Annotated in this window: 16 protein-coding genes; 11 read left to right on the top strand and 5 right to left on the bottom strand. The window is 67.9% G+C overall.

Going from position 1 to position 23,326, the window contains the following annotated elements; genetic code table 11:
- Window positions 1-25 precede the first annotated feature (25 nt).
- From sucD to IQ458_RS12995, 3 genes are all read left to right on the top strand, one after another.
- Complete coding sequence (sucD, locus tag IQ458_RS12985; protein ID WP_141455714.1) at window positions 26-898, top strand: succinate--CoA ligase subunit alpha; 873 nt, start codon at window positions 26-28, stop codon at window positions 896-898.
- Window positions 899-1,465: 567 nt separating this feature from the next.
- On the top strand, window positions 1,466-1,849 hold the full coding sequence (locus IQ458_RS12990) for an endonuclease domain-containing protein (protein ID WP_183638985.1): 384 nt from the start codon (window positions 1,466-1,468) through the stop codon (window positions 1,847-1,849).
- Window positions 1,850-1,857: 8 nt separating this feature from the next.
- The gene (locus tag IQ458_RS12995) at window positions 1,858-3,495 is read left to right on the top strand and encodes an NAD+ synthase (protein WP_183638983.1); all 1,638 of its coding nucleotides are present in this window, start codon (window positions 1,858-1,860) and stop codon (window positions 3,493-3,495) included.
- A 471-nt stretch (window positions 3,496-3,966) separates the two neighbouring features.
- Here the strand turns inward: IQ458_RS12995 and IQ458_RS13000 are convergent, their stop codons facing one another.
- Window positions 3,967-4,845, bottom strand: coding sequence for an outer membrane protein assembly factor BamD (locus IQ458_RS13000; RefSeq protein WP_183638982.1), 879 nt, complete (start codon window positions 4,843-4,845; stop codon window positions 3,967-3,969).
- A gap of 109 nt (window positions 4,846-4,954) precedes the next feature.
- On the opposite strand from IQ458_RS13000, the gene rluD reads away from it, so the two are divergent.
- Genes rluD through IQ458_RS13020 form a run of 4 tightly spaced genes read left to right on the top strand, consistent with a single transcriptional unit; the run spans window position 4,955 to window position 7,638 of the window.
- Complete coding sequence (rluD, locus tag IQ458_RS13005) at window positions 4,955-5,929, top strand: 23S rRNA pseudouridine(1911/1915/1917) synthase RluD (protein WP_203323099.1); 975 nt, start codon at window positions 4,955-4,957, stop codon at window positions 5,927-5,929.
- Window positions 5,926-6,678: a peptidoglycan editing factor PgeF gene (pgeF, locus tag IQ458_RS13010; RefSeq protein WP_203323100.1), complete on the top strand. Its 753-nt coding sequence runs from the start codon at window positions 5,926-5,928 to the stop codon at window positions 6,676-6,678. The genes rluD and pgeF overlap by 4 nt, the downstream gene beginning before the upstream one ends.
- Window positions 6,663-7,217, top strand: a complete 555-nt coding sequence (locus IQ458_RS13015) for a DUF4166 domain-containing protein (RefSeq protein WP_203323101.1) — start codon at window positions 6,663-6,665, stop codon at window positions 7,215-7,217. The genes pgeF and IQ458_RS13015 overlap by 16 nt, the downstream gene beginning before the upstream one ends.
- Window positions 7,207-7,638 (top strand): thiol-disulfide oxidoreductase DCC family protein, encoded by a 432-nt coding sequence (locus IQ458_RS13020; RefSeq protein WP_203323102.1) that lies wholly within the window; start codon window positions 7,207-7,209, stop codon window positions 7,636-7,638. Before IQ458_RS13015 ends, IQ458_RS13020 begins: the two co-directional genes overlap by 11 nt.
- Before the next feature lie 266 nt (window positions 7,639-7,904).
- Here the strand turns inward: IQ458_RS13020 and IQ458_RS13025 are convergent, their stop codons facing one another.
- Complete coding sequence (locus IQ458_RS13025; RefSeq protein WP_183638972.1) at window positions 7,905-10,340, bottom strand: TonB-dependent receptor plug domain-containing protein; 2,436 nt, start codon at window positions 10,338-10,340, stop codon at window positions 7,905-7,907.
- 314 nt (window positions 10,341-10,654) lie between these two features.
- Here IQ458_RS13025 and IQ458_RS13030 point away from each other — a divergent pair, with 314 nt between their 5' ends.
- Both IQ458_RS13030 and IQ458_RS13035 read left to right on the top strand, forming a co-directional pair.
- Window positions 10,655-11,131 carry a DUF3574 domain-containing protein gene (locus tag IQ458_RS13030; protein ID WP_203323103.1) on the top strand — a complete coding sequence of 159 codons (477 nt, stop codon included), beginning with the start codon at window positions 10,655-10,657 and terminating at the stop codon, window positions 11,129-11,131.
- Window positions 11,132-11,389: 258 nt separating this feature from the next.
- Window positions 11,390-12,964, top strand: a complete 1,575-nt coding sequence (locus IQ458_RS13035) for a SulP family inorganic anion transporter (protein WP_203323104.1) — start codon at window positions 11,390-11,392, stop codon at window positions 12,962-12,964.
- 18 nt (window positions 12,965-12,982) lie between these two features.
- Here the strand turns inward: IQ458_RS13035 and IQ458_RS13040 are convergent, their stop codons facing one another.
- Window positions 12,983-13,240, bottom strand: a complete 258-nt coding sequence (locus tag IQ458_RS13040) for a GIY-YIG nuclease family protein (RefSeq protein ID WP_183638966.1) — start codon at window positions 13,238-13,240, stop codon at window positions 12,983-12,985.
- 116 nt (window positions 13,241-13,356) lie between these two features.
- On the opposite strand from IQ458_RS13040, the gene clpB reads away from it, so the two are divergent.
- Both clpB and IQ458_RS19910 read left to right on the top strand, forming a co-directional pair.
- Window positions 13,357-15,948, top strand: coding sequence for an ATP-dependent chaperone ClpB (gene clpB, locus IQ458_RS13045; protein ID WP_203323105.1), 2,592 nt, complete (start codon window positions 13,357-13,359; stop codon window positions 15,946-15,948).
- Window positions 15,949-16,087: 139 nt separating this feature from the next.
- A complete protein-coding gene (locus tag IQ458_RS19910; RefSeq protein WP_203323106.1) occupies window positions 16,088-18,337 on the top strand; it encodes an EAL domain-containing protein in 2,250 nt (749 codons plus the stop codon).
- A 6-nt stretch (window positions 18,338-18,343) separates the two neighbouring features.
- Here the strand turns inward: IQ458_RS19910 and ybaL are convergent, their stop codons facing one another.
- Together ybaL and IQ458_RS13060 are read right to left on the bottom strand one after the other, a co-directional pair.
- Window positions 18,344-20,032, bottom strand: a complete 1,689-nt coding sequence (gene ybaL, locus IQ458_RS13055) for a YbaL family putative K(+) efflux transporter (protein ID WP_183638960.1) — start codon at window positions 20,030-20,032, stop codon at window positions 18,344-18,346.
- 844 nt (window positions 20,033-20,876) lie between these two features.
- Window positions 20,877-23,258: a TonB-dependent receptor plug domain-containing protein gene (locus IQ458_RS13060; protein ID WP_203323107.1), complete on the bottom strand. Its 2,382-nt coding sequence runs from the start codon at window positions 23,256-23,258 to the stop codon at window positions 20,877-20,879.
- Between the last annotated feature and the right edge of the window lie 68 nt (window positions 23,259-23,326).

Consider the following 23,326-nt stretch of genomic DNA (forward strand, 5'->3'; position numbering starts at 1 on the left):
CCCACGACGAGACTAGGAATAATTCATGAGCGTTTTGGTCAACAAGAACACCAAGGTCCTCGTCCAGGGCTTCACCGGCCAGCAGGGCACCTTCCACGCGACCCAGATGGTCGAGTACGGCACCCAGGTGGTGGGCGGCGTGACCCCCGGCAAGGGCGGCACGACCCATATCGATCTGCCGGTCTACAACACCATGCGTGACGCGGTGCAGGACACCGGCGCCGACGCTTCGGTCATCTACGTGCCGCCGCCGTTCGCGGCCGACGCGATCCTGGAAGCGGCCGACGCCGGCATCAAGGTGATCGTGGCGATCACCGAGGGCATCCCGGTGCTGGACATGCTGCGAGTCAAGAACACCCTGAAGGGCTATCCGGGCGTCACCCTGATCGGCCCGAACTGCCCCGGCATCATCACCCCGGGCGAGTGCAAGATCGGCATCATGCCGGGCCACATCCACCAGCCGGGCAAGATCGGCATCGTCTCGCGTTCGGGCACGCTGACCTATGAAGCGGTCAAGCAGACCACCGACGTGGGCCTGGGCCAGAGCACCTGCATCGGCATCGGTGGCGATCCGATCAACGGCCTGAACTTCGTCGAGGCGCTGACCCTGTTCAACAACGATCCGCAGACCGAAGGCATCATCATGGTCGGCGAAATCGGTGGTTCGGCCGAGGAAGAAGGCGCGGAGTACATCGCCAAGCATGTCAAGAAGCCGGTCGTCGGCTTCATCGCCGGCGCCTCGGCCCCGGCCGGCAAGCGCATGGGCCATGCCGGCGCCATCGCTTCCGGCGGCAAGGGCACGGCGGAAGGCAAGTTCGCGGCGATGGAAGCCGCGGGCGTGACCACGGTCCGCTCGCCGGGCGACCTGGGCGCGGCGATTGCCGCTCGCCTGAAGTAAGTCGTTTCCGCGTTTGCGGGATGGACGGAAAGCCGCCTTCGGGCGGCTTTTTGTTTTGGGTGGTTGGATGGCTTCGGTTTGCCCCCACCCCGGCCCTCCCCCGCGAGCGGGGGAGGGGGATTCGTGCGGCGATTGACGCTCGCCTGAAGTAAGTCGTTTCCGCGTTTGCGGGATGGACGAAAGGCCGCCTTCGGGCGGCCTTTTGTTTTGGGTGGGTTGGCTGGCTTCGGTTTGCCCCCACCCCAGCCTCCCCCGCGAGCGGGGGAGGGGGATTCGTGCGGCGATTGACGCAGGTTTCACGAAATGGTTTTTGCGTTTGTGGTGTGAACGGAAGCCGCCTTCGGGCGGTTTTTTGTTTTGGGTGGGTTGGATGGCTTTGGTTTGCCCCCACCCCAGCCCTCCCCCGCGAGCGGGGGAGGGGGCTTGAGAGCGAGGGGAAGGTATCTCAACGAATTGTCCTGATTTGTCGGTTTGCCGTCGGGTGCGGCTTCTGGCCCCTTCCCCCGCTTGCGGGGGAAGGTTGGGATGGGGGCAAGATGCCAACCCACCCAAGCACAGGACGTGCGCATGCGACAGGGACAGAAGCGGAACAGGGCGCGCGAACTTCGCAAGGACATGACACCGGCCGAACGCCGCCTGTGGACGATCCTGCAGCGACGCCAGCTCGAAGGCTTCCATTTCCGCCGGCAATGCCCCATCGGCCCCTACATCGCCGACTTCGCCTGCCTGGAGGCGCGATTGCTGATCGAAGTGGACGGCGGCCAGCACATGGACGACGCGATGGATGCGCGGCGGGGCGCCTTCCTGCGGCGAAAGGGCTTCCAGGTCCTGCGCTTCTGGAATAATGAGGTGATGACGAACCTCGAGGGTGTTCGCGCGCTGGTCGTTTCGCGGCTGCCGGGCACCGCCCACGTCCCGCTTTCCCGCGCAGCGGTGAAGGCTCGAACCTGAAGACCGACATGTCCCAGACCCTCCGCATCGCCCTGGCCCAGTTCGATTTCCCCGTGGGCGACGTCGCCCGGAATGCCGAGCGCATCGCCGCGCAGATCGCCGAGGCGCGCGACGAGTACGGCGCGGATATCGTGTTGTTCCCGGAATTGGCCATCAGCGGCTATCCGCCGGAAGACCTGCTGCTGCGGCCGCGCTTCCTGGCCGATTGCGAGACCGCGTTGCGCCAGCTGGCCGCCACCACCCACGGCATCGTCGCCGTGGTCGGCTGGCCCGAATCGGCCGGCAGCGTGGTCTACAACTCGGCCAGCGTGCTGCGCGACGGGCGCCTGGAGGCGACCTACCGCAAGCGCGAGCTGCCGAACTACGCGGTATTCGACGAGCGCCGTTATTTCGACGTGGATCCGAACGGCGAGACCTGCGTGTTCGAGGTCAAGGGCGTGCCGGTCGGGCTGATCATCTGCGAAGACCTGTGGTTTCCCGAGCCGCTGGCCGCGACCGCGCGCGCCGGTGCGCGGATGGCGCTGGTGCCGAACGCCTCGCCGTTCGACCGCGACAAGCATGCCCAGCGCGACGCGCTGCTGGCCGAGCGCACCCGCGATACCGGTCTGGCGCTGGCCTATCTGAACGTGGTCGGCGGGCAGGATGCGCTGGTGTTCGATGGCGCTTCCGTGGTGGCCGACGGCGACGGCACCGTGCATCCGGCCGCGGCGGCATTCACCGATCAATGGCTGGTGGTGGACTACGACCCGGAGGGACGCCGCTTCAGCCCGGTGCAGTGGATGGACGATGGCGACGAGAGCCGCGACGCGCTGGCCTGGCGCGCGATCGTGCGCGGACTGCGCGACTACTGCGGCAAGAACGGCTTCCAGAAGGTCTGGCTGGGCCTGTCCGGCGGCATCGACTCGGCACTGGTGCTGGCGCTGGCAGTGGACGCGCTGGGGGCGGAGAACGTCACCGCCGTGCGTTTGCCGTCGCGCTACACCGCCGGGCTTTCCAACGATCTGGCGGCCGAGCAGTGCCAGGCGCTGGGCGTGCGGCTGGAGACGATTCCGATCGAGGCGCCGTTCAAGGGTTTCCTGGAGACGCTGGGACCGCTGTTCGCCGGATTGCCGGCCGACACCACCGAGGAAAACCTGCAGTCGCGCAGCCGCGGCGTGATCATGATGGCGCTGAGCAACAAGTTCGGCGGCCTGCTGCTGACCACCGGCAACAAGAGCGAATACGCGGTCGGTTACGCGACCATCTATGGCGACATGTGCGGCGGCTATGCACCGATCAAGGATCTGTACAAGACCGAGGTGTTCTCGCTGGCGCGCTGGCGCAACACCGTTGGCGGCGCGCCGGTGATCCCGCCGGCCGTCATCAGCCGCCCGCCGTCGGCGGAACTGCGCGAGAACCAGACCGACCAGGATTCGCTGCCGCCGTACGACGTGCTGGACGCCATCCTGTTCCGCTACGTGGATCTGGAACAGTCGCGCGACGAGATCGTCGCCGCCGGCTTCGACGCCACCACGGTGGACCGGATGCTGCGGCTGGTCCGGATCAACGAGTGGAAGCGCCACCAGGCCGCGCCGGGCCCGAAGATCTCGCGCCGTGCGTTCGGCCGTGAACGGCGCTATCCGATCACGAACAAGTACGGTAGTTGAGCGATACGGGGAGCGTTGGTCCGGTCGGGGCGCTCCGGTTTTGTTTCTTCCCGGTTGGATGGGGCTGGTTGGCTTCGGTTTGCCCCCACCCCGGCCCTCCCCCGCAAGCGGAGGAGGGAGCTGTGCCTGTCGCCTGACGGCCCCGTGCTTCTGCCCCTTCCCCCGCTTGCGGGGGAAGGTTGGGATGGGGGCGGGAAGTCGGTTTCGCGAGATAAATGAAATGCCGTCTTTGGTGGCGGCGCTTTGATTGAGGTTGGTTGGCTTCGGTTTGCCCCCACCCCGGCCCTCCCCCGCAGGCAGGGGAGGGAGCCAAGCATTCATCAGGCGGGAGAGGGAGCCCGGTGGCCGCTGATGATCTGTGCTTCTGCCCCTTCCCCCGCGTGCGGGGGAAGGCTGGGATGGGGGGCCCTTTCAAAACGCCCAACAAAAAAAGGGCCTTGCGGCCCTTTTTTCATGCGCGACGCGCGCGGCTCAGTCCTTCTTGCGGACCGCGGCGCCGCTGGCCGGCGATTTCTCGCCCGCGAACGGGTTGAGCTTGCGGATCGCCCAGGGATACTTGGGCCACTCGCCGGTCAGCCAGGGGTGCTGCGGCTCGTTCAACTGCAGTACGCGGCGGGCATCGTCGGCCAGGGACTTGTTGCCCAGCTGCGTGTAGGCCTCGCCGAGCACGGCCACGGCGTCGTACTGGTACTCGCTCTGCGGATAGGTTTCCAGCAGGTAGCGGGCGCGGGTGGCGGCGGAAACCCAGGCGTCGCGGCGCAGGTAGTACAGCGCGGTGTCCATTTCGTGGCGGGCGAACTGGTTGCGCAGGTAGACCATGCGCTGGCGCGCGTCGGCCGCGTAGCGGCTGTTCGGGTAGCGCTCGGCGACGATGCTGAAATCGTTGTAGCCCTGCATCGGCGTGGACAGGTCGCGGCGGCTGGCATCCAGCTTCCACACCCGCTGCAGGAACACCGCGTCGCGGGTCGAGTTGGACAGGCCGCGCAGGTAATACATGTACGGCACGTTGCGGTGGGTCGGATAGGTGCGCAGGAACTTGTCGATCGAGGAGACCGCGTCGTCCAGCTTGCCGGCCTTGTACTGGGCGTAGGCCGATTCCATCAGCGCCTGCTCGGTGTACGGGCCGTACGGATACTGGGCCACCAGCGCGCGGAAGTTGGTCTGGGCGCGTTCCCAGTTCTCGTTCATCATCGCCTGGTGGGCGGTCTCGTACATCTGCTCGACCGGCTGGACTTCCACTTCCTTCTTGCGCTTGAACATGCCGCAGCCGGTACCGGTGGCGACGATGACGAGCAACAGCAGGCCGGTGCGGGCGACGGCGGTGAAACGGGTGGAAGCACGCTGGGTCATGGGCTGGCGGCAATGCCGCGGCAGGGAAACAGGCTGTCGATGATAGCCTAGGCGGTGCCCAAGCCATGAACAATCGGCGAACATCCCCGGTTTCCGCCGCCTCACCCCGATGACCGATACCCTGCCTCCCGAGGCGCCGCGCACCGCGCGGGTGCCTGAATCCGCTGCCGGACGCCGTTTCGACGCCGTGCTGGCCGAGCTTTTCCCCGAATTCTCCCGTTCCCGTCTGGCCGAGTGGATCAAGTCCGGCGACGCCCGCCTGGACGGCCGGGCGGTCAAGCCGCGCGACCCGGTGCGCGGCGGCGAACTGGCCAGCCTGGCCGTGGTGCTGGAGACCCAGACCCACGCCGAGCCCGAAGACATCCCGCTGGACATCCTTTACGAGGACGAACATGTCTTCGTGCTGGACAAGCCGGCCGGGCTGGTGGTCCACCCCGGTGCCGGCAACCCGACCGGCACCCTGGTCAACGCGCTGCTGCACCGGGATGCATCGCTGCACACCCTGCCGCGCGCCGGCATCGTCCATCGCCTGGACAAGGACACCTCCGGGGTCATGGTGGTGGCGCGCACCCTGCCGGCGCAGACCGCGCTGGTCGAGCAGCTCTCCTCGCGCGAGGTACATCGCCAGTACCTGGCGGTGGTGGTCGGCGCGATGGTGTCCGGTGGCACCGCCAATGCGCCGATCGACCGCCACCCGCGCGACCGCCTGAAGATGGCCGTGCGCGACGATGGCCGCGACGCGGTCACCCATTACCGCCTGCGCGAGCGCTTCCGCGCCCACACCGCGCTGGAGTGCCGCCTGGAAACCGGCCGCACCCACCAGATCCGCGTGCACATGGCGCACATCCGCTATCCGATCGTCGGCGACCCGCTGTACGGCGGCCCGCTGAAGCTGCCCAAGGGCGCCAGCGAGGAACTGGTGGCGGCGCTGCGCGGCTTCCGCCGCCAGGCGCTGCACGCCGAGACGCTGGAGTTCCGCCATCCGGTCGGCGGCGAGCCGATCCGGGTGTCCGCGCCGGTGCCGGCGGACATGCGGGAGCTGATGGCCGCGCTGCGCGCCGATACCGAGGCGCAGCGCGGATGAGCGCGATCCTTCCGGCCGACTGGCCGGCACCGCCCGACGTGCGCGCGTTCACCACGCTGCGCCATGGCGTGGGTCGCTCGCGGGCGCCGTTCGACAGCTTCAATCTCGGTACCCGCTACGGCCAGTACCGCGATGACCCGGCGGTGGTGGAAGCCAACCGGGCGGAACTGATGGAACGCTTCGGATTGCCTTCGCCGCCGCGCTGGCTGCACCAGGTCCACGGGACCGGCGTGGTGCGGTTCGGGCAGGAAGCGGCGGGGGACGAGCCGGATGGCGACGCCGCCGTCACCGCCAAGCCCGGCGTGGTCCTGGCCATCCTCACCGCCGATTGCCTGCCGGTGGTGTTCGCCAGCGATGATGGCCGGGTGATCGGCGCGGCCCACGCCGGCTGGCGCGGGCTGGCCGGCGGCGTGCTGGAGCGGACGGTGGAAAGCATGCGGGTGGCGCCGGAACGGCTGCTGGCCTGGCTGGGCCCCGCCGCCGGGCCACAGGCCTACGAGATCGGCGAGGAAGTGCATGAGGCCTTCGTCGGCACCGACCCGCGCGCCGCGTCCGCATTCGAGCCGACCCGTCCCGGCCACTGGCGCGTGGATCTGTACGCGCTCGCGCGGTTGCGGCTGGAGGATGCCGGGGTGACCCGGATCCACGGCGGCGGCCTGTGCACGATCACCGACGCGCAGCGGTTCTATTCGCATCGCCGCGACGCGCAGACCGGGCGGATGGCGACCCTGGTATGGATGCAGCCGTAACGGCTGGCGCGGAGACGGCCCGGCCCCTGTTCGCCCGGTTGCTGGGAGAGGATTTCGCGGCGCTGCCCGACGTGGTGCGCCGGTTGCACCTGCGCGCCGGCCCGGCGCGATACCTGGGCGAGGTGGACGTGCGCCGCGGCCATGGCCTGCTGTCGCGCCTGTGCGCGGCGGCGGCGCGGCTGCCGCCGGCGGGAAATGGCGGCATCGCGGTCGACATCGACATCCAGCCGAATGCCGAGCGCTGGATCCGCCACGTGCGGGGACACGCGATGGCCTCGCGGCTGTGGCGCGAGGACGGCCTGCTGTGCGAGCAACTGGGACTGGTGCGGTTCGGATTCCGCCTGCGCGTGCGCGATGGCGGCATCGAATGGACGGTGGAGCGCGTGCGCGCGCTGGGCGTTCCGTTGCCGGCGCGCTGGTTCAGCGGGGTCCGCGCGCGCGAGTCGGCGCAGGGGGAACGCTATGCGTTCGACGTGCAGGCCGCGTTGCCGGTGATCGGCCCGCTGGTGCATTACCGGGGCTGGCTGGATGTCGCCTGAGGTGGACGTGGACACGGGCGCCGATGCCGGCGAGGCCGTCATCGTCTTCGACGGCACCTGCGTGCTCTGCAATGGCTGGGTGGATTTCCTGCTTCGCCATGATCGACGCCGCCGCTATCGATTCGCCGCGATGCAGGGAGCCGCGGGACGCGCGCTGCTGTCGCGGCATGGCCTGGATCCGGACGACCCGGCGTCGTTCCTGTTGCTGGAAGGCGCGCATGCGTGGACGGACACGGATGGCATCCGCCGCGTCCTGGCCGGACTGGGAGGGGTCTGGATGCTAGCGCACCTGATGGTGCTGGTGCCGCGCCGCCTGCGCGATGCGATCTATCGGAGGCTCGCGCTCAACCGATATCGCTGGTTCGGCACCACCGCATGCCGGATTCCCGATGAAACCGAGCGCATGCGATTCCTGGATTGAGGATTCCCACTTGTCGTCATTCCAGTGAAAGCCGGAATCCATGGGATGCCCGATGCGGGAACGTCGGGCAGGAGCACGACGGGTCCTGGCGTTCGCCGGGACGACGCAAGGTCGTGAGGCACAAGGGCTGATCGGGCGGACGCCCCGTCCGCGACTCCGGCCAGCCAGCTTTCGTCGCGGACGTGCGGTTGCCGCGCGGTCCCGTACCGCGGCGCCCGCCCGGTCAGTGGGTGGGCCTCCCGCGTTGCCGCGGGAGGCCGGCGGCTTCAGAAGCTGTAACGCACGCGCGTGTAGTAGTACGCGCCGTTGCTGCCGATGGGGGACAGCACGTCGTAGGGCAGGTTGCCGAAGTAGTAGATGTCCTGGTTCGACAGGTCCGGATATTCGTCGGTCAGGTTGAGGCCGCCCAGCGCCACGCTCCACTTCGGGCTGAAGCGGTACTCGACTTCCGCGTCCAGCTGCCACTTGGCCGAATAGGTCTGCTCCGGCTCGAAGCCGCCGCCGAAGTTGAAGATGCGCTTGGCGCTGCCGTGCCGGGTCGCCCGGCCCAGCAGCGACCACCTGTCGTTGTTCCAGTTGGCGCTGAGCACGCTGCGCGTGCGCGGCGCGGCGTCGGTCAGGGTGTTGCTCTCCTCGATGCCGAACAGCACGTAGGAGGGATCGATCGCCAGCAACTGCTCGGGCGTGGCGGTGATGCGCTTGATTTCGGTCTTGGCGTAGCTCCAGGTGCCGGTCAACTGCAGTTGTCCGCCGCCCAGGCCCTGGCGCCAGTTGGCGACCAGTTCGCCGCCCTCGGTGCGGGTGTCGGCGGCGTTGATGAAGAAATTGACGCTCTGCACGCCGGGCACGCCGAAGTTGTCCTGGACGAATTCGGTCAACGCGTCGCCGCTGATGCGCTCGGTCAGCGCCACGCGGTCGTCGATGTCGATGCGGAACACATCGAAGGACAGATCGAAATGATCGCCGATGCGGCTGGTGAAGCCCAGGCTCAGGTTGACCGACTTCTCCGGCTGCAGATCCTGCGCGCCGAGCGCGCGCGCGATCGGGTTGTTGACCGACAGCAGGCGGCCCTGCAGCAACTGGCCGGAGGCGTCGTAGCCGGTGGAGGTGGATTCGAAGCCGATCTGGCTCAGCGACGGGGCACGGAAGTTGTTCGACACCGAGCCGCGCAGCGCGAAGGCAGGCACGAACTCGTAGCGCGCGGCCAGCTTGCCGGTCAGTTCGCCGCCGAAGTCGTCGTAGTGCTCGTAGCGGGCCGACACGTCGGTGAAGAACTTCTCGCCGAACTGGCTGCTCAGGCTGGCGTACACGCTGGCCACGTCGCGGCTCAGGTCGGCGGTGTCCTGCGGGGTCAGGCCGCCGCCGGCCTGCGAGCCGGTCGGGCGATCGGTGTACGGGCCGGCCGCGTAGGAGGCCGGATCACCGGCGCCGGTTTCGTAGTCCTCCCGGCGGAACTCCACGCCGGTGGCGAAGGTGTGCGCGCCGAACACGCGGCTGACGTCGAAATTGAACAGCGCCTGCCGGAACTCGTAGTCGCCGGTGCGGAAACGGGTCGGGCTGGTCGGGCCCAGCGAGGCGTTGAGCGAATTGCGCAGCCGATAGGTGAAAGCGTTGCGGCCGTAGTTCAGGCTGGCGTCGTAGTCCCATTCGCCCCATTGGCCGCGCAGGCCGGCGACCACGGCGGTGTCGCGGTTCTCGCCCAGCGACAGCGGGCGATAGCCGTTCGGGTAGACCTCCTTCCAGTTGGCCACGCCGTCCGGGTAGCGGAAGTAGTTGGCGCCTTCGGTATCGCTCTGGTGGAAGGTGCCGAACGCATAGAGTTCGGCGGTGTCGCCGATCGGCAGTTCCGCGTTGAACCAGCCGTTGATGTCCTTGGATTCACCGTCGCCCAGCCAGTAGTTGCGCTTGCCGGCCAGGGCCAGGTTGTCCGGGGTCTGCTCCTCGAAGAACGGGATCTGATCGAAGCCGGCGCGGTTGGTGCCGTTGCGCTGCTTGTACTCCAGGCCCACACGCAGGAAGCCGCCTTCGCTGCCCAGCGCGGTGCCGACCTGGCCGCTGAAGAAACCGGCCTGGCCGTCGGTGACGGTGCGGCGGATCGGTTCGACGTCGGTGTGGTGCGCGCCGTAGCTCAGCTCCAGCGCGCCGCCTTCCGGAGCGTCATTGAGGATCACGTTGATCACGCCGGCCACGGCATCGGAACCGTACTGCGCGCCGGCGCCGTCGCGCAGCACCTCGATGCGCTTGATCGCGCTGACCGGGATGGCGTTGAAATCGACTGGCGTATTGCCCTTGCCGATCTTGCTGTCGGTATTGACCAGCGCGCTGGTGTGGCGGCGCTTGCCGTTGATCAGCACCAGCACCTGGTTCGGGCTGAGGCCGCGCAGCTGCGCGGCGCGCACATGGTCGGCGCCGCCTGAGTTGGACTGGCGCGGGAAGTTGAACGACGGCAGCAGTGCCTGCAGGGCGCTGCCGAGCTCGCCATTGAGCACGCCGGCCTTGCGGATGTCCTCGGCGGTCAACACGTCGACCGGCGCGGTGGATTCCAGCACCGTGCGGTCCCGCGCGCGGGTGCCGGTGACGATGACGGTGTCCAGATCGGTGGTGCCGGCGTCACTGGCGGTACCGGCCTCCTGGCCGAAGGCGGGAGTGGAGAGGACGAGGGCGATGGCGACGCCGAGCGGCGCCACGAGGGGGCGGGACATGGAAACTCCTGGAGCGATACGGGAAATCGGGGGGAGGGTGCGGCGGGTCTGGGGCCGGCGACACGGGTCAACGGCGATTGCGGACAGCCATCAACAGGAACAGCGGATCTGGCGGGAATGCATGCGTGGGGCTCTGGGAGGCGGCGGGACAGTCTAGATCTAACTATCCATCCGGATAAAGCGATATATTAACGCCCCGGCCGGGGAACCGGCCGCGTCGCGGTCATGGCCGCTGCCCATCTGCTCATGCCAATGGGTTATTTCGACGCGGAACGCCCCGGGCCGACAGTACCGTTCCCCCACGGAGTCGTTCCATGCGCCTGCGCCACACCCTGTTCCTGTCCCTGATCCTGGCGCTCGGCGCCTGCGCCACCACGCCGCCCGGCCGCACCGCGGGTTCCGCCCCGGACACGGCGATCACCGCCACGATGCAGGGCGATGCGGCCCGGCCGGCACAGGCGCAGCACTGGGTCCGCAGCGAACTGTATTTCGGCGTGGGCACGGAAGGCGACGCGGCCAGCAACATCAGCGAGGCGCAGTGGCGCGCGTTCCTGGACAAGGAAGTGACCCCGCGCTTTCCCGACGGCCTGACCGTGTTCGACGCCTACGGCCAATGGCTGTTCCGCGGCAAGGACGGCCCGGAGCGCCTGAATTCGAAAGTACTGGTGATCCTGCACGAGGACAGCCCGCAGCGGCGCGCCGACATCGAAGCCATCCGCCTGGCCTGGAAGCAGGCGACCCACCACCAGTCGGTGCTGTGGTCGCGCCAGCCGGCGGAAGTTTCGTTCTGAGGGCGTCCTCGCCATTCCTTTCCATGTGGGAGCGACGTAAGTCGCGATTGTGGAATTGGGCCCGTCGCGGAATTCGACGCGGCAGGCTTCCCGCCGCAACGGCGCTTTTCATGCGTGCGTTGTCGCAATCCGTGCCTCCAGCGTCTGCGCATCGGGCTGGCAATCGCGACTTACGTCGCTCCCACAAGTCCGAACCGGCGCCGACACTCCGGCAATCCGTTCTGACACTATGACTTCCTCTCCCGCCCCCGAATCCCCATGACCGCTCAAACCCGCCCCCGCTGGTTCGTTCCCGGCGACCTCAACGGCTTCTTCGGCCTGGTCGTGGACAACCTGTCCATCCTCGGCTTCATCTCGGCCGCGCTGATCGGCATCTTCCAGTTTCCCGCCGAGGTGGTGTTCACCCGGATGTTCCCGGGCACCGCGCTGGGCGTGCTGGTGGGCAACCTCATCTACACCTGGATGGCGCACCGGCTGGCCGCGCGCACCGGCCGCGGCGACGTCACCGCGATGCCGCTGGGCCTGGACGCGCCGACCAGCATCGGCATGGCGCTGCTGGTGCTGGGTCCATCCTTCGTCGCCTTCAAGCAACAGGGCCTGGATCCGCAGGCGGCCGCGATCGCCACCTGGCAGCTGGGCATGGCGTCGCTGGTGGTGATGGGCGTGCTGAAGCTGGTGCTGTCGTTCTGCGGTGACGCGATCACCCGCGCGGTGCCGCGCGCGGCGCTGCTGGGCTCGATTGGCGGCGCGGCGCTGACCCTGCTGGGCTTCCTGCCGCTGATCGAAACCCTGCGCTCGCCGGTGGTGGGATTCGTCACCTTCGGCCTGCTGCTGTACGTGCTGATCGCCAAGGGCAAGCTGCCGGTGAAGATTCCGGGCGTGCTGCTGGCCTTCATCGTCGGCACCATCCTGTACTACGGACTCGGCCTGGCCGGCCTGGGAACGCCCGGCTTCAAGCTGCCGGACGCGGTGCCGTTGACGTTCACTCTGCCGCTGCCGACGCTGGGTTTCCTCGACGGCCTGCCGCACACCGTGCCGTACCTGCCGCTGCTGCTGCCGTTCGGTCTGCTGATGGTGGTGGGCGGCATCAACGTCAGCGAAAGCGCGCGCGCGGCCGGCGACGATTACCGCACCCGCGACGTGCTGCTGGCCGAAGCGATCTCGACGCTTGTGGCCGGTTTCTGTGGTGGCGTGGCGCAGACCACGCCCTACATCGGCCAGCCCGCCTACAAGCACATGGGCGCGCGGCTGGGGTACACGCTGCTGACCGGATTGTTCATCGGCCTGGGCGGCATCCTCGGCTACGTGTCGGGGCTGGTGCAGTGGCTGCCGATCGCGGTGCTGGCGCCGATCATCGTCTACGTCGGCCTGGACATCACCGTGCAGGCCTTCCACGAAAGCCCGCGCCCGCACGCGCCGGCGGTGGCGCTGGCGTTCCTGCCGTCGATCGCCTACCTGCTGGTGATCAAGATCGGCAATCCGGCGTGGATCGCGCCGGACAACTTCGCCGCGCTCTACAACGGAGTGGACGGGCACGGCCTGCCGGACCTGGCCGCGATCGTCACGCTCGGCAACGGCTTCATCATCACCGCGATGATCTGGTCGACCGCGCTGGTGGCGATGATCGACCAGCGCTTCCGCCGCGCGGCGGTGGTGTTGCTGATTGGCGCGGTGCTGACCCTGTTCGGTTTCATCCACTCGGTGGATCCGCGCGGCAGCATCTACCTGCCGTGGGACGTGCAGGGTTTGCCGAAGGCGATCCTGTGGCAGTTCTTCGGCGCATATGTCGCGCTGGCGACGCTGCTGGGGCTGCTGTCGCTGCAGAAACGATAGGGCGGGCCGAGACCCGTCCTACGACCGCAGCCAGGCCAGCTTGCGGGCCTTGGGCAGGCGCTTGATCTCCCACTCCGCGCGCGAGGCGCTGGCGCGGTCGGGGTAGGCACGGCTGGCGAGGATCCGTTCGGGCGGGTGCGCGCGGGTGTAGCGGGCGCCCTTGCCGGCCACGTGGGCCTGGAAACGGGCGTCCAGATCGTTGGTGATGCCGGCGTAGTAGCTGCCGTCCCGGCACAGCAGTAGGTAGAGATGCCAGACAGGGGACGGGGCGGCCATGGACGGGATTATGGCGGCTGAACTTCCGTCTCAACAGACCTTGAAACAGCTCCCGCGAACCGCATCTGGGTACCATTGCCGGCGCTGCCCGGCCTCTTCTTCCCGAGGTATTCCCGATGCGGATGGACAAGCTCACCTCGCGCTTCCAGCAGGCGCTGGCGGACGCGCAGTCGCTGGCCGTGGGCCGCGACAACACCATGATCGAACCGGTCCACGTGCTGACCGCGCTGCTCGACCAGAACGGCGGCAGCACCCGTCCGCTGCTGGCCCAGGCCGGCGCCAACATTCCCCTGCTGCGCGAGCGGTTGGGCGAGGCGCTGGACAAGCTGCCCAAGGTCAGCGGCCAGCCCGGCAACCTGTCGATCGGCAACGATCTGGGGCGCCTGCTCAACGTCACCGACAAGCTGGCGCAGGAAAACGGTGATCAGTACATCGCCAGCGAGTGGTTCCTGCTCGCGGTGATGGACGATACCGGTGCGGCCGGCCAGGAGCTGAAGTCCGCCGGCGCCAACAAGCAGAAGCTGCGCGCGGCCATCGACAAGCTGCGCGGCGGCGAGAAGGTGCAGGCGGAGAACGCCGAGGACCAGCGCCAGGCGCTGGAGAAGTACACCATCGATCTGACCGAGCGCGCCGAGAGCGGCAAGCTGGATCCGGTGATCGGACGCGACGAGGAAATCCGCCGCACCATCCAGGTCCTGCAGCGCCGCACCAAGAACAATCCGGTGCTGATCGGCGAGCCCGGCGTGGGCAAGACCGCGATCGTGGAGGGCCTGGCCCAGCGCATCGTCAACGGCGAAGTCCCCGAGGGCCTGCGCGGCAAGCGCGTGCTGTCGCTGGACATGGGCGCGCTGATCGCCGGCGCCAAGTTTCGCGGCGAGTTCGAGGAGCGCCTGAAGGCCGTGCTCAACGACCTGGCCAAGAACGAAGGCCAGATCATCCTGTTCATCGATGAGCTGCACACCATGGTCGGCGCCGGCAAGGCCGAGGGCGCGATGGATGCCGGCAACATGCTCAAGCCGGCGCTGGCGCGTGGCGAACTGCACTGCATCGGCGCGACCACCCTGGACGAATACCGCAAGTACGTGGAAAAGGACGCCGCGCTGGAGCGCCGCTTCCAGAAGGTGTTCGTCGGCGAGCCCAGCGTCGAGGACACCATCGCCATCCTGCGCGGGCTGAAGGAAAAGTACGCCGTGCACCATGGCGTGGAGATCACCGATCCAGCGATCGTCGCCGCGGCCACGCTGTCGCACCGCTACATCGCCGACCGCCAGTTGCCGGACAAGGCCATCGATCTGATGGACGAGGCGGCCAGCCGCATCCGCATGGAAATCGACTCCAAGCCGGAGGAAATGGACCGGATGGAGCGCCGCCTGATCCAGCTGAAGATCCAGCGCGAGGCGCTGAAGAAGGAGAAGGACGCGCAGTCGAAGCAGCGCCTGGCCGATCTGGAAAGCGAGATCGAAACCCTGCAGAAGCAGTTCAGCGATCTGGAGGAAATCTGGAAGGCCGAGAAGGCCACGCTGACCGGCGCCACCAAGATCAAGGAGCAGATCGAGCGCGCCAAGCTGGACCTGGAAGCCGCGCAGCGCCGGCAGGACTACGCGCGCATGAGCGAAATCCAGTACGGCCAGCTGCCGGCGCTGGAGAAGCAGCTCACCGCCGCGCAGGAAGCCGAGCAGAAGGGTTTCAGGCTGTTGCAGGACAAGGTCACCGACGAGGAGATCGCCGAAGTGGTCTCGCGCTGGACCGGCATTCCGGTCAGCAAGATGCTGGAAGGCGAGCGCGAGAAGCTGCTGAAGATGGAGGACGTCCTGCGCCATCGCGTGATCGGCCAGGAGGAGGCGATCAAGGTGGTGTCCGACGCGGTGCGCCGTTCGCGCGCCGGCCTGTCCGATCCCAACCGGCCTTCGGGTAGCTTCCTGTTCCTTGGCCCGACCGGCGTCGGCAAGACCGAGCTGTGCAAGGCGCTGGCCGAGTTCCTGTTCGATTCGGCCGACGCGATGGTCCGCATCGACATGAGCGAGTTCATGGAGAAGCACGCGGTCAGCCGCCTGATCGGCGCGCCCCCGGGCTACGTGGGCTATGAAGAGGGCGGCTATCTGACCGAGGCCGTACGTCGTCGCCCGTACAGCGTGATCCTGCTGGACGAGGTGGAGAAGGCGCATCCGGACGTGTTCAACATCCTGCTGCAGGTGCTGGACGACGGTCGCCTGACCGACGGCCAGGGCCGCACGGTGGACTTCCGCAACACCGTCATCGTGATGACCTCGAACCTGGGATCGAACCTGATCCAGGACATGTCCGACGGCGGCGACAGCCCGGAGAGCTATACCCAGATGAAGGCGGCGGTGATGGGCGTGGTGCAGGCGCACTTCCGGCCCGAATTCATCAACCGGCTGGACGACATCGTGGTGTTCCATCCGCTGGACAAGGCGCAGATCCGCGAGATCGCCCGCATCCAGACCCGCTACCTGGCCAAGCGCCTGGCCGAGCGCCAGATCGGGCTGGAGATCGACGATTCGGCGCTGATGCTGCTGGGCAACGTCGGTTTCGATCCGGTCTATGGCGCGCGACCGCTCAAGCGGGCCATCCAGACCCAGCTGGAGAATCCGCTGGCGCAGAAGATCCTGTCCGGCGAGTTCGGCGCGGGGGACACGGTGCGGATCGCCGCCGAGGGCGGCCACCTGGTCTTCCACAAGCGCGGCTGAGGCACCGGCCCGGAAAGGACAACGCGCCATGGGCATGCGTCCCATGGCCGCGCGCAGCGGTCGTGGCCGCTTCCCGGGCCCGATTGCGTTCCGGAGGTAGTGGACGTGCCCGATGCGCGTCCCTCGACCAGGGAAGCAAGTGAGCCCACAGCCAACGACAGGATGGTGGCGAAGCCGGACCGGCAAGATCCTCCTGTGGGGCCTGCTGTGCGTGCTCGCTCAGCAGATCGCCATCGGTTACCGGATCGACTTCTTCGGCCAGACCGCCGACGCCTCCCTGATCCACCTGCACTTCGGCCTGCTGCTGGCGCTGGCTCTGCTGGAACCCGACCGTCGGGTGGTGATCGCGTCCCTCGCCATCACCGCCGCGGGCTGGGCGGCCCGGCAATGGTCGATGGAACCGGGGCAGATCGCGCCGCTGGCGTGGGGCGCGTCGATGTGGGTGCTGGTGGGCGTGTGGACCCTGGCCTGCGCGCGCTGGGCGGGCGCACAGGGGCGGCTGGACCGGCATGGCCTGGGCCGGCTGGCCTTGTACGGCCTGCTCGTCTATCCCGCCGGTTGCGCCTTGCTGGGCGGCACCATGGCGGTGATCGCCCCGCCGACCGAAGCGCTCAGCGCGGCATTCCAGATGTTCTTCGCCAAGCAATTCGGGGTGGCCGTGATCACCCTGCCGCTGGTGGTGGCTTGGCGCGAGGGTAGGCAGTCCCCGCGTCGTTCCGGAACCGCCGGGTGGACCTGGCCGCTGCTGCTGATTGCCGGCCTGGGCCTGAGCCTGTGGGCTTCGCGGATGGTCCATGGCGGCCTGGCCGATCGCACCGCGGTGGTGTTGATGGACTATCGCTTCGCCCTGTTCGTGGTGCTGGCCTGGTTCGTGCTGTGGTTGCCGCCGCGTCGTTCCATGCTGGCGCTGTCGGCGGCGCTGTTCTGCCTGGTGGTGGCGATGTCCGCGAGCGCCGAATACGGCAGCACGGTGCTGGGCCTGTTCAATCTGCTGCACCTGGCGGCCGAAGTGAACATCCTGCTGCTGGCCATGCTTTATCTGTGGGTGATCAGCCGGGACCGCCGCGAACTGTCGCGCCGTCTGGCCGAGGAGATCCAGCGCGATACCCTGACCGGGCTGCCCAACCTGCGGGCGCTGCGCCGGCGCATGGCGGTGGCGCCGCCACGGCGGCGCGAGCTGGGTTTCCTGCTGCTGGACAAGACCGACTCGCTGGTGACCGGCTACGGCCTGGACATGCAGGCGGCGGTGGTCAGTGGCATGGCCGCGCGGCTCTCGGACCTGGCCGAGGTGTACGTGCTGGGCACCGGCCAGTTCGCGCTGGTGCCGGTGGCCGACACCGACGACGATATCTGGGAACGGCTGGTCGCGCGGGTCGAACATGCGGAGTTCGTCGCCGATGGCCAGCCGGTGCGGTTGCTGCCGTACCTGGGCGTGGCCTCGCTGCCGGCGGCGGGGACGGATCCGGTGGCCGATGTCGTGGATACCGCGCTGCTCAACGCTTCGCACCTGGCCTTCGACGCGCGCCAGCATGGCGAGCTGCGGCCGCGCTACAGCGATTTCGATGATGGACGCCTGCGCCGCGCCCACCGGCAGCAACTGCAGGATGCCGCGATTGCGCTGGCCTGCCTGCGCAACGAACGGCTGGTGCTGCACTTCCAGCCGATACGCAGGCTCGAACTGGCGGCGGAGCCGGGACCCACCATCTCCGGCGAGGTGCTGTGTCGCCTGCGCGACGATGATGGCAGGCTGATACCGCCATCGCGCTTCATGCGCCCGATCGAGGCGGCGGGACGCGGCGCGGAACTGGATCTGGCGGTCATCAAGTCGCTGTTCCGGCTGCTGCGGAAATACCCGGAATCCCTGCCGTATTGCGAACGCATCGCGATCAACCTGACCGGGCAGAGCCTGGCATCGATGAGTTTCCAAGTGGAACTGCGGACCCTGCTGGCCGACTCGCCGCTGCCGCTGACGGCGCTGTGCTTCGAGGTCACCGAATCCGCCGCCATTTCGAGTACCCCGGTGGCGGCGCGGCTGCTGCGGGATCTGCGCGCGCATGGCTGCCAGATCGCCATCGACGATTTCGGCACCGGCATGCAGAGCTTCGCGCGGTTGAAGGAGCTGCCCGCCGACGTCATCAAGATCGACGGATCCTTCATCCGCAACGTCGCCCAGCGCGGCAGCGATCACGCGATGGTCAAGGCCACCGTTGCGGTGGCGGGCGTGTTCGGCGCGGAAACCGTGGCCGAGTTCGTCGAGGACCTCGACACCGCCGACTGCCTGCGGGAGCTGCGCGTGGACTGGGTGCAGGGCGATCTGTACGCGCCCCCGCGGCCGCTGTCGGAAATCCTCTCCGAGGCGCTGCCGCGCGAGTTTCAGTACGCGCCCTGAGCCGGCTCAGCCGCCCGTGCGCAGTGCGCGGTAGGGCGGCGTCGCCATCACCATTTCCGCCAGCGAGAACGCCAGTTCGCGTTCGGCCAGCACGGCGCCGTCGGCGCCGTGCTCCAGCAGGTGGCGCACCTCGGCGTCGCTGTGCGCGCGCGCCAGCAGGGTCAGGCCCGGATTGATCGCGCGCAGCTTGGCGATGGCCTCGCCGGCCTCCAGCGGCTGCGGGATCGCGAGCACCGCGATCTTGGCCTTTTCCGGATGGGCTTCGGCCAGCACCTTGTCGGCCGCCGCGCTGCCGCGGATGGCGGGAATGCCCGCGGCGTGTGCACGCTCGACGTGCTCGCCGTTGTCGTCGATGACGATCAACGGCACGCCACGTTCGTGCAGCACATGCGCCAGCGAACTGCCCACCCGCCCATAGCCGATGATGATGGCGTGATCCTGCACGTCCAGCGAGGGGCCGGGCGGCGGTTCGGGTTCGACTTCTTTCGGTGCCGCCGCCTCCTGGCGCGCCTGCCAGCGATCCAGCAGACCGAAGATCAGCGGATTGAGCATGATCGAGATCAGCGCGCCGGCCAGCACCAGGTCATGGCCTTCCTTGGGCAGGATTTTCAGGTCCATGCCCAGGCCGGCGATGATGAAGGCGAATTCGCCGATCTGCGCCAGGCTGGCGGAAATGGTCAGCGCGGTCGAATTGGGGTGACCGAAGGCGCGCACGATCAGGTAGGCGGCGGCCGACTTGCCGAACAGGATGATGAAGGCCGTACCCAGCACTTCGAACGGATGCTCGACCAGGATGTTCGGATCGAACAGCATGCCGACCGAGACGAAGAACAGCACCGCGAAGGCATCGCGCAGCGGCAGCGAGTCGTTGGCGGCCTTGTGGCTGAGTTCGGACTCGTTGAGCAGCATGCCGGCGAAGAACGCGCCCAGCGCGTAGGACACGCCGAACAGGGTCGCCGAGCCGAACGCCACGCCCAGCGCGATGGCCAGCACCGACAGGGTGAACAGTTCGCGCGAGCCGGTGCTGGCGGTGCGTTCGAGGATCCAGGGAATCACCCGCCGTCCAACCACCAGCATCACGGTGACGAACAGCGCGAGCTTGAGCAGGGTCCAGCCCAGGCTGGCGATGATGGCGCCGGCGCTGAGTCCGCCGGTCTCGCCCTGCTGGCCGGCCAGTCCGCCAATCACCGGCATCATCACCAGCGCCAGCACGCAGGCCAGGTCCTCCACGATCAGCCAGCCCACCGCGATGCGTCCGCGCGAGGTGTCCAGCAGGCGGCGTTCCTCCATCGCCCGCAGCAGCACCACGGTACTGGCGGTGGACAGCGAGAAGCCGAAGATGATCCCGTACAGCGTGGGCCAGCCCATCAGCGCCGCCAGGCCCCAGCCGAGCAGCGTGGCCGCGCTGATCTGCACCAGCGCGCCGGGGATGGCGATCCACTTGACCTCCATGAGGTCCTTGAGCGAGAAGTGCAGGCCGACGCCGAACATCAGCAGCATCACGCCGATCTCGGCGAGCTGCTTGGCCAGCTCCTGATCGCCAACGAAGCCGGGGCTGAAGGGCCCCACGCAGATGCCCGCCACCAGATACCCGACCAACGGAGACAGCCGCAAGCGATTGGCCACCGCGCCCAGGACGAAGGCGAGGGCAAGGCCAATGGCGACGATGTTGATCAGGTCGGTGTCATGGTGCATCGAGGCTCGCGTTTTCCAGGGGAAAGGAGGTCGAGTTTCGCCGATGCGGCGCCGCTGCGGCAAACGGAAAACTGAGCGGCGTGTTCATCCTACACCGTGCGTGGACCGGGCGAGCCGGCGCCGACGGACGGCGGCGGAAGGCAAATCCCCCGTCGCCTCCGGCGCCCACCCCCTTTTTCCAAAGGGGCTATCGAGATACTCCGACGCTCGGAAACCCGCTTCGCCTCCCCCTTTTTTAAAAGGGGGACCGAGGGGGATTTGCTTCTTCGCGCCAAGAGCAAATCCCCCGTCGCCTCCGGCGCCTGCCCCCTTTTCCAAAGGGGGCTATCGAGGTACTCCGATGCTCGCAAACCCGCTTTGCCTCCCCCTTTTTTTAAAAGGGGGACTGAGGGGGATTTGCTTTTCAGCAGCAAGAGCAAATCCCCCGTCGCCTCCGGCGCCCGCCCCCTTTTTCGCTTTCAACAGCCGCATGGCTGGTCAAGGGGGCTAGGAGAGAGTCCGCTGCCGCGCACTCACCACTTGTAGCCGATGCGTCCATACACGTAGGCGCCGTTGAAGCCGGCCGGCGACTGGCTGCTGTAGGGGAACTGGCCGCTGTTGGAGTTCGGGAAGATGGTGCGATCCGGGTACTCGTCCAGCAGGTTGTCCGCGCCCAGGGTGANTCGAGGTACTCCGACGCTCGCAAACCCGCTTTGCCTCCCCCTTTAAAAAGGGGGACCGAGGGGGATTTGCTTTTCAGCAGCAAGAGCAAATCCCCCGTCGCCTCCGGTGCCCGCCCCCTTTTTCGCTTTCAACAGCCGCATGGCTGGTCAAGGGGGCTAGGAGAGAGTCCGCTGCCGCGCACTCACCACTTGTAGCCGATGCGTCCATACACGTAGGCGCCGTTGAAGCCGGCCGGCGACTGGCTGCTGTAGGGGAACTGGCCGCTGTTGGAGTTCGGGAAGATGGTGCGATCCGGGTACTCGTCCAGCAGGTTGTCCGCGCCCAGGGTGAAGGTCCAGCCGTCGAGCCGGTAGCTGGCCGAGGCGTCGACGGTCCAGATGGCGCCGTATTTCTGATCGTTGGCCGGATTGCCGGTTTCGCTGACCCGGGTGGTGAACTCGCCGTAGCGGGTGGTGCCCAGGGCGAAGTCCCATGCCGCCAGGTTCCAGACCGCGTTGAGGCTGAACTTGTCGCGTGGATAGCCTTCCTCGATGCGACCCTGTTCGTCGCGGCCCACGCGCCAGAGATTGGCACCCAGCGCGGTCAGTTCCGGCGGGTTCGGCGCGATGCGGGTGATCTCGGTCTTGTTGCGGTTGTAGCCGGCGGTGAGGTTCAGCGTGCTGGCGGCCAGCGGGATCGAATAGGTGCCGACCACGTCGACACCGCGGGTGCGGGTGTCGATGGCGTTGTTGAAGTAGCGCGCGCTGGTCACTCCGTTGATGCCCAGGCTCGCCAGCAGCGCCTGCGCGGCGGCGTTGTTGGCCAGCAGCAGGTTGGACGAGAGCACGATGCGATCGTCGATGTCGATCTGGTAGGCGTCGATGGTGATGTACAGGCGATCCACCGGCTGCAGCACCAGGCCGAGGCTGTAGGACAGCGAGGTTTCCGCCTTCAACGCCTCCGCGCCCAGTGCCTGCGCGACTGCGCTGGTGGCCGGGAACGTGCCGGATTCGAAGAAGCGATCCACGCTCGCGTTGTACTGCGAGGTCACCACCTGGTAATACTGCTGGGCCAGCGCCGGCGCGCGGAAGCCGCTGGCGACGGTGGCGCGCAACGCGACCTTGTCGGTGAACGCGTAGCGGGCCGACAGCTTGCCGGACGTCTCGCTGCCGAAGTCCGAATAGTCCTCGTAGCGCGCGGCGATACCGGCGGAGAACTTGTCGGTGAAATCCGCTTCCAGGCCGACGTAGGCGGCGTAGCTGTGGCGGTCCTCCTGCACCGCGTTGGCGGGCGTGAAGCCGCCGAAGCCCTGCGCGCCGCCGCCGGTGTAGGAATTCGGGTTGCCGGGCGACTGGTTCCACTTCTCGCGGCGATACTCGGCGCCGAAGGACAACGTGGCCGGATAGGCCAGGCCCCAGTCCAGGGTCTTGGTGAAGTCGGCGTTGAACAGGTTCTGGGTGTACTCCAGCGCGCCGTCGTAGAAACGGCGCGGGCTGTTCGCGCCCAGGCTGTAGTTGATGCTGTTCCGGGTGTAGAAGAACAGCTTGTTGTAGCCGTAGTTGTAGCTGACGTCCCAGGTCCAGCCGCTGTCGGTGCCGCCCTTGAGGCCGGCGACCAGCGAGCGATCCTTGGACACCTGGTTGATCTCGGGCACGTAGCCGTTCGGATAGACCTGTGGCACCAGCGGGTTGTGGCCGGGTGAGCGGTAGAACGCGAACGAGGTGATGTCGCGGTTGCTCAGGATGGTCGTCGCGTAGGCGCTGAGGTTGTCGCTGAACTCGAAGCCGGCATTGGCCGATACCGCTTCGGCTTCGACTTCCGGATCACCGTAGACGTAGGCGACCTCGCCGATGTCGGGATTGTTGCCGGTGTTGGGCGAGGTGCCACCGTAGGGGCCCGCGCGATCGGTTTCGTCCTGGCGGGTCACCTGGCCGGCCACGTGCACGAAGCCGCGTCCGTCGCCGAAACCGGCGCCGGCATCGCCGGCCAACTGGTACTGGCGGCCGTCGCCGGCCGAGTACTGGCCGGCGTCAAGCACCAGGCTGCCGCCTTTCTCCGCGCCCTTGAGCACGATGTTGACCACGCCGGCGATGGCGTCGGAGCCGTACTGCGCCGAGGCGCCGTCGCGCAGCACTTCGACGCGGGCGATCGAGGACACCGGGATGGCGTTGAGATCCACCGCCGAGGAACCGCGGCCGATGGTGCCGTTGACGTTGACCAGCGCGGACAGGTGGCGGCGCTTGCCGTTGACCAGGATCAGCACCTGGTCCGGCGACAGGCCGCGCAGCTGCGCCGGGCGCACGCCGCTGGTGCCGTCGGTGATGGCCGGGCGCGGGAAGTTCAGCGAGGGCAGGGCGCGTGCCAGCGCGGTCGCCAGTTCGGTGGTGCCGGTGGCCTGCAGCGCTTCCGGGGTGAGGATGTCGATCGGCGACTGCGATTCGGCCGCGGTGCGGTCGGCGACCCGGGTACCGGTGACAATGAGGGTGTCCAGGGTCTGCGGTTTCTGTTCGTCCTGGGCGAAGACGGGGGTGGAGGCGAGGGCCAGGACGATGGCGGCGGACAGCGGAGAAAGCGTGCGGATCATGGGTACTCCAATGCTCGGAACGGGATGCGACGGCCGCGATGCGGCGGTCGTTGGCGTGGCAGAGGCGG

Origin of the sequence: Pseudoxanthomonas beigongshangi, assembly GCF_016820515.1 — a bacterium.
GTDB classification, from domain to species: Bacteria; Pseudomonadota; Gammaproteobacteria; order Xanthomonadales; family Xanthomonadaceae; genus Pseudoxanthomonas_A; species Pseudoxanthomonas_A beigongshangi.

Bases quoted from the DNA above. Each gene is read 5' to 3' on its own strand.
- IQ458_RS13040 (WP_183638966.1), bottom strand. From the start codon at position 13,240: ATGGCCGCCCCGTCCCCTGTCTGGCATCTCTACCTACTGCTGTGCCGG.
- sucD (WP_141455714.1), top strand. From the start codon at position 26: ATGAGCGTTTTGGTCAACAAGAACACCAAGGTCCTCGTCCAGGGCTTC.
- IQ458_RS13035 (WP_203323104.1), top strand. From the start codon at position 11,390: ATGACCGCTCAAACCCGCCCCCGCTGGTTCGTTCCCGGCGACCTCAAC.
- ybaL (WP_183638960.1), bottom strand. From the start codon at position 20,032: ATGCACCATGACACCGACCTGATCAACATCGTCGCCATTGGCCTTGCC.
- pgeF (WP_203323100.1), top strand. From the start codon at position 5,926: ATGAGCGCGATCCTTCCGGCCGACTGGCCGGCACCGCCCGACGTGCGC.
- IQ458_RS12990 (WP_183638985.1), top strand. From the start codon at position 1,466: ATGCGACAGGGACAGAAGCGGAACAGGGCGCGCGAACTTCGCAAGGAC.
- IQ458_RS12995 (WP_183638983.1), top strand. From the start codon at position 1,858: ATGTCCCAGACCCTCCGCATCGCCCTGGCCCAGTTCGATTTCCCCGTG.
- clpB (WP_203323105.1), top strand. From the start codon at position 13,357: ATGCGGATGGACAAGCTCACCTCGCGCTTCCAGCAGGCGCTGGCGGAC.
- IQ458_RS13020 (WP_203323102.1), top strand. From the start codon at position 7,207: ATGTCGCCTGAGGTGGACGTGGACACGGGCGCCGATGCCGGCGAGGCC.
- IQ458_RS13060 (WP_203323107.1), bottom strand. From the start codon at position 23,258: ATGATCCGCACGCTTTCTCCGCTGTCCGCCGCCATCGTCCTGGCCCTC.
- IQ458_RS13000 (WP_183638982.1), bottom strand. From the start codon at position 4,845: ATGACCCAGCGTGCTTCCACCCGTTTCACCGCCGTCGCCCGCACCGGC.
- IQ458_RS13030 (WP_203323103.1), top strand. From the start codon at position 10,655: ATGCGCCTGCGCCACACCCTGTTCCTGTCCCTGATCCTGGCGCTCGGC.
- rluD (WP_203323099.1), top strand. From the start codon at position 4,955: ATGACCGATACCCTGCCTCCCGAGGCGCCGCGCACCGCGCGGGTGCCT.
- IQ458_RS13015 (WP_203323101.1), top strand. From the start codon at position 6,663: ATGGATGCAGCCGTAACGGCTGGCGCGGAGACGGCCCGGCCCCTGTTC.
- IQ458_RS13025 (WP_183638972.1), bottom strand. From the start codon at position 10,340: ATGTCCCGCCCCCTCGTGGCGCCGCTCGGCGTCGCCATCGCCCTCGTC.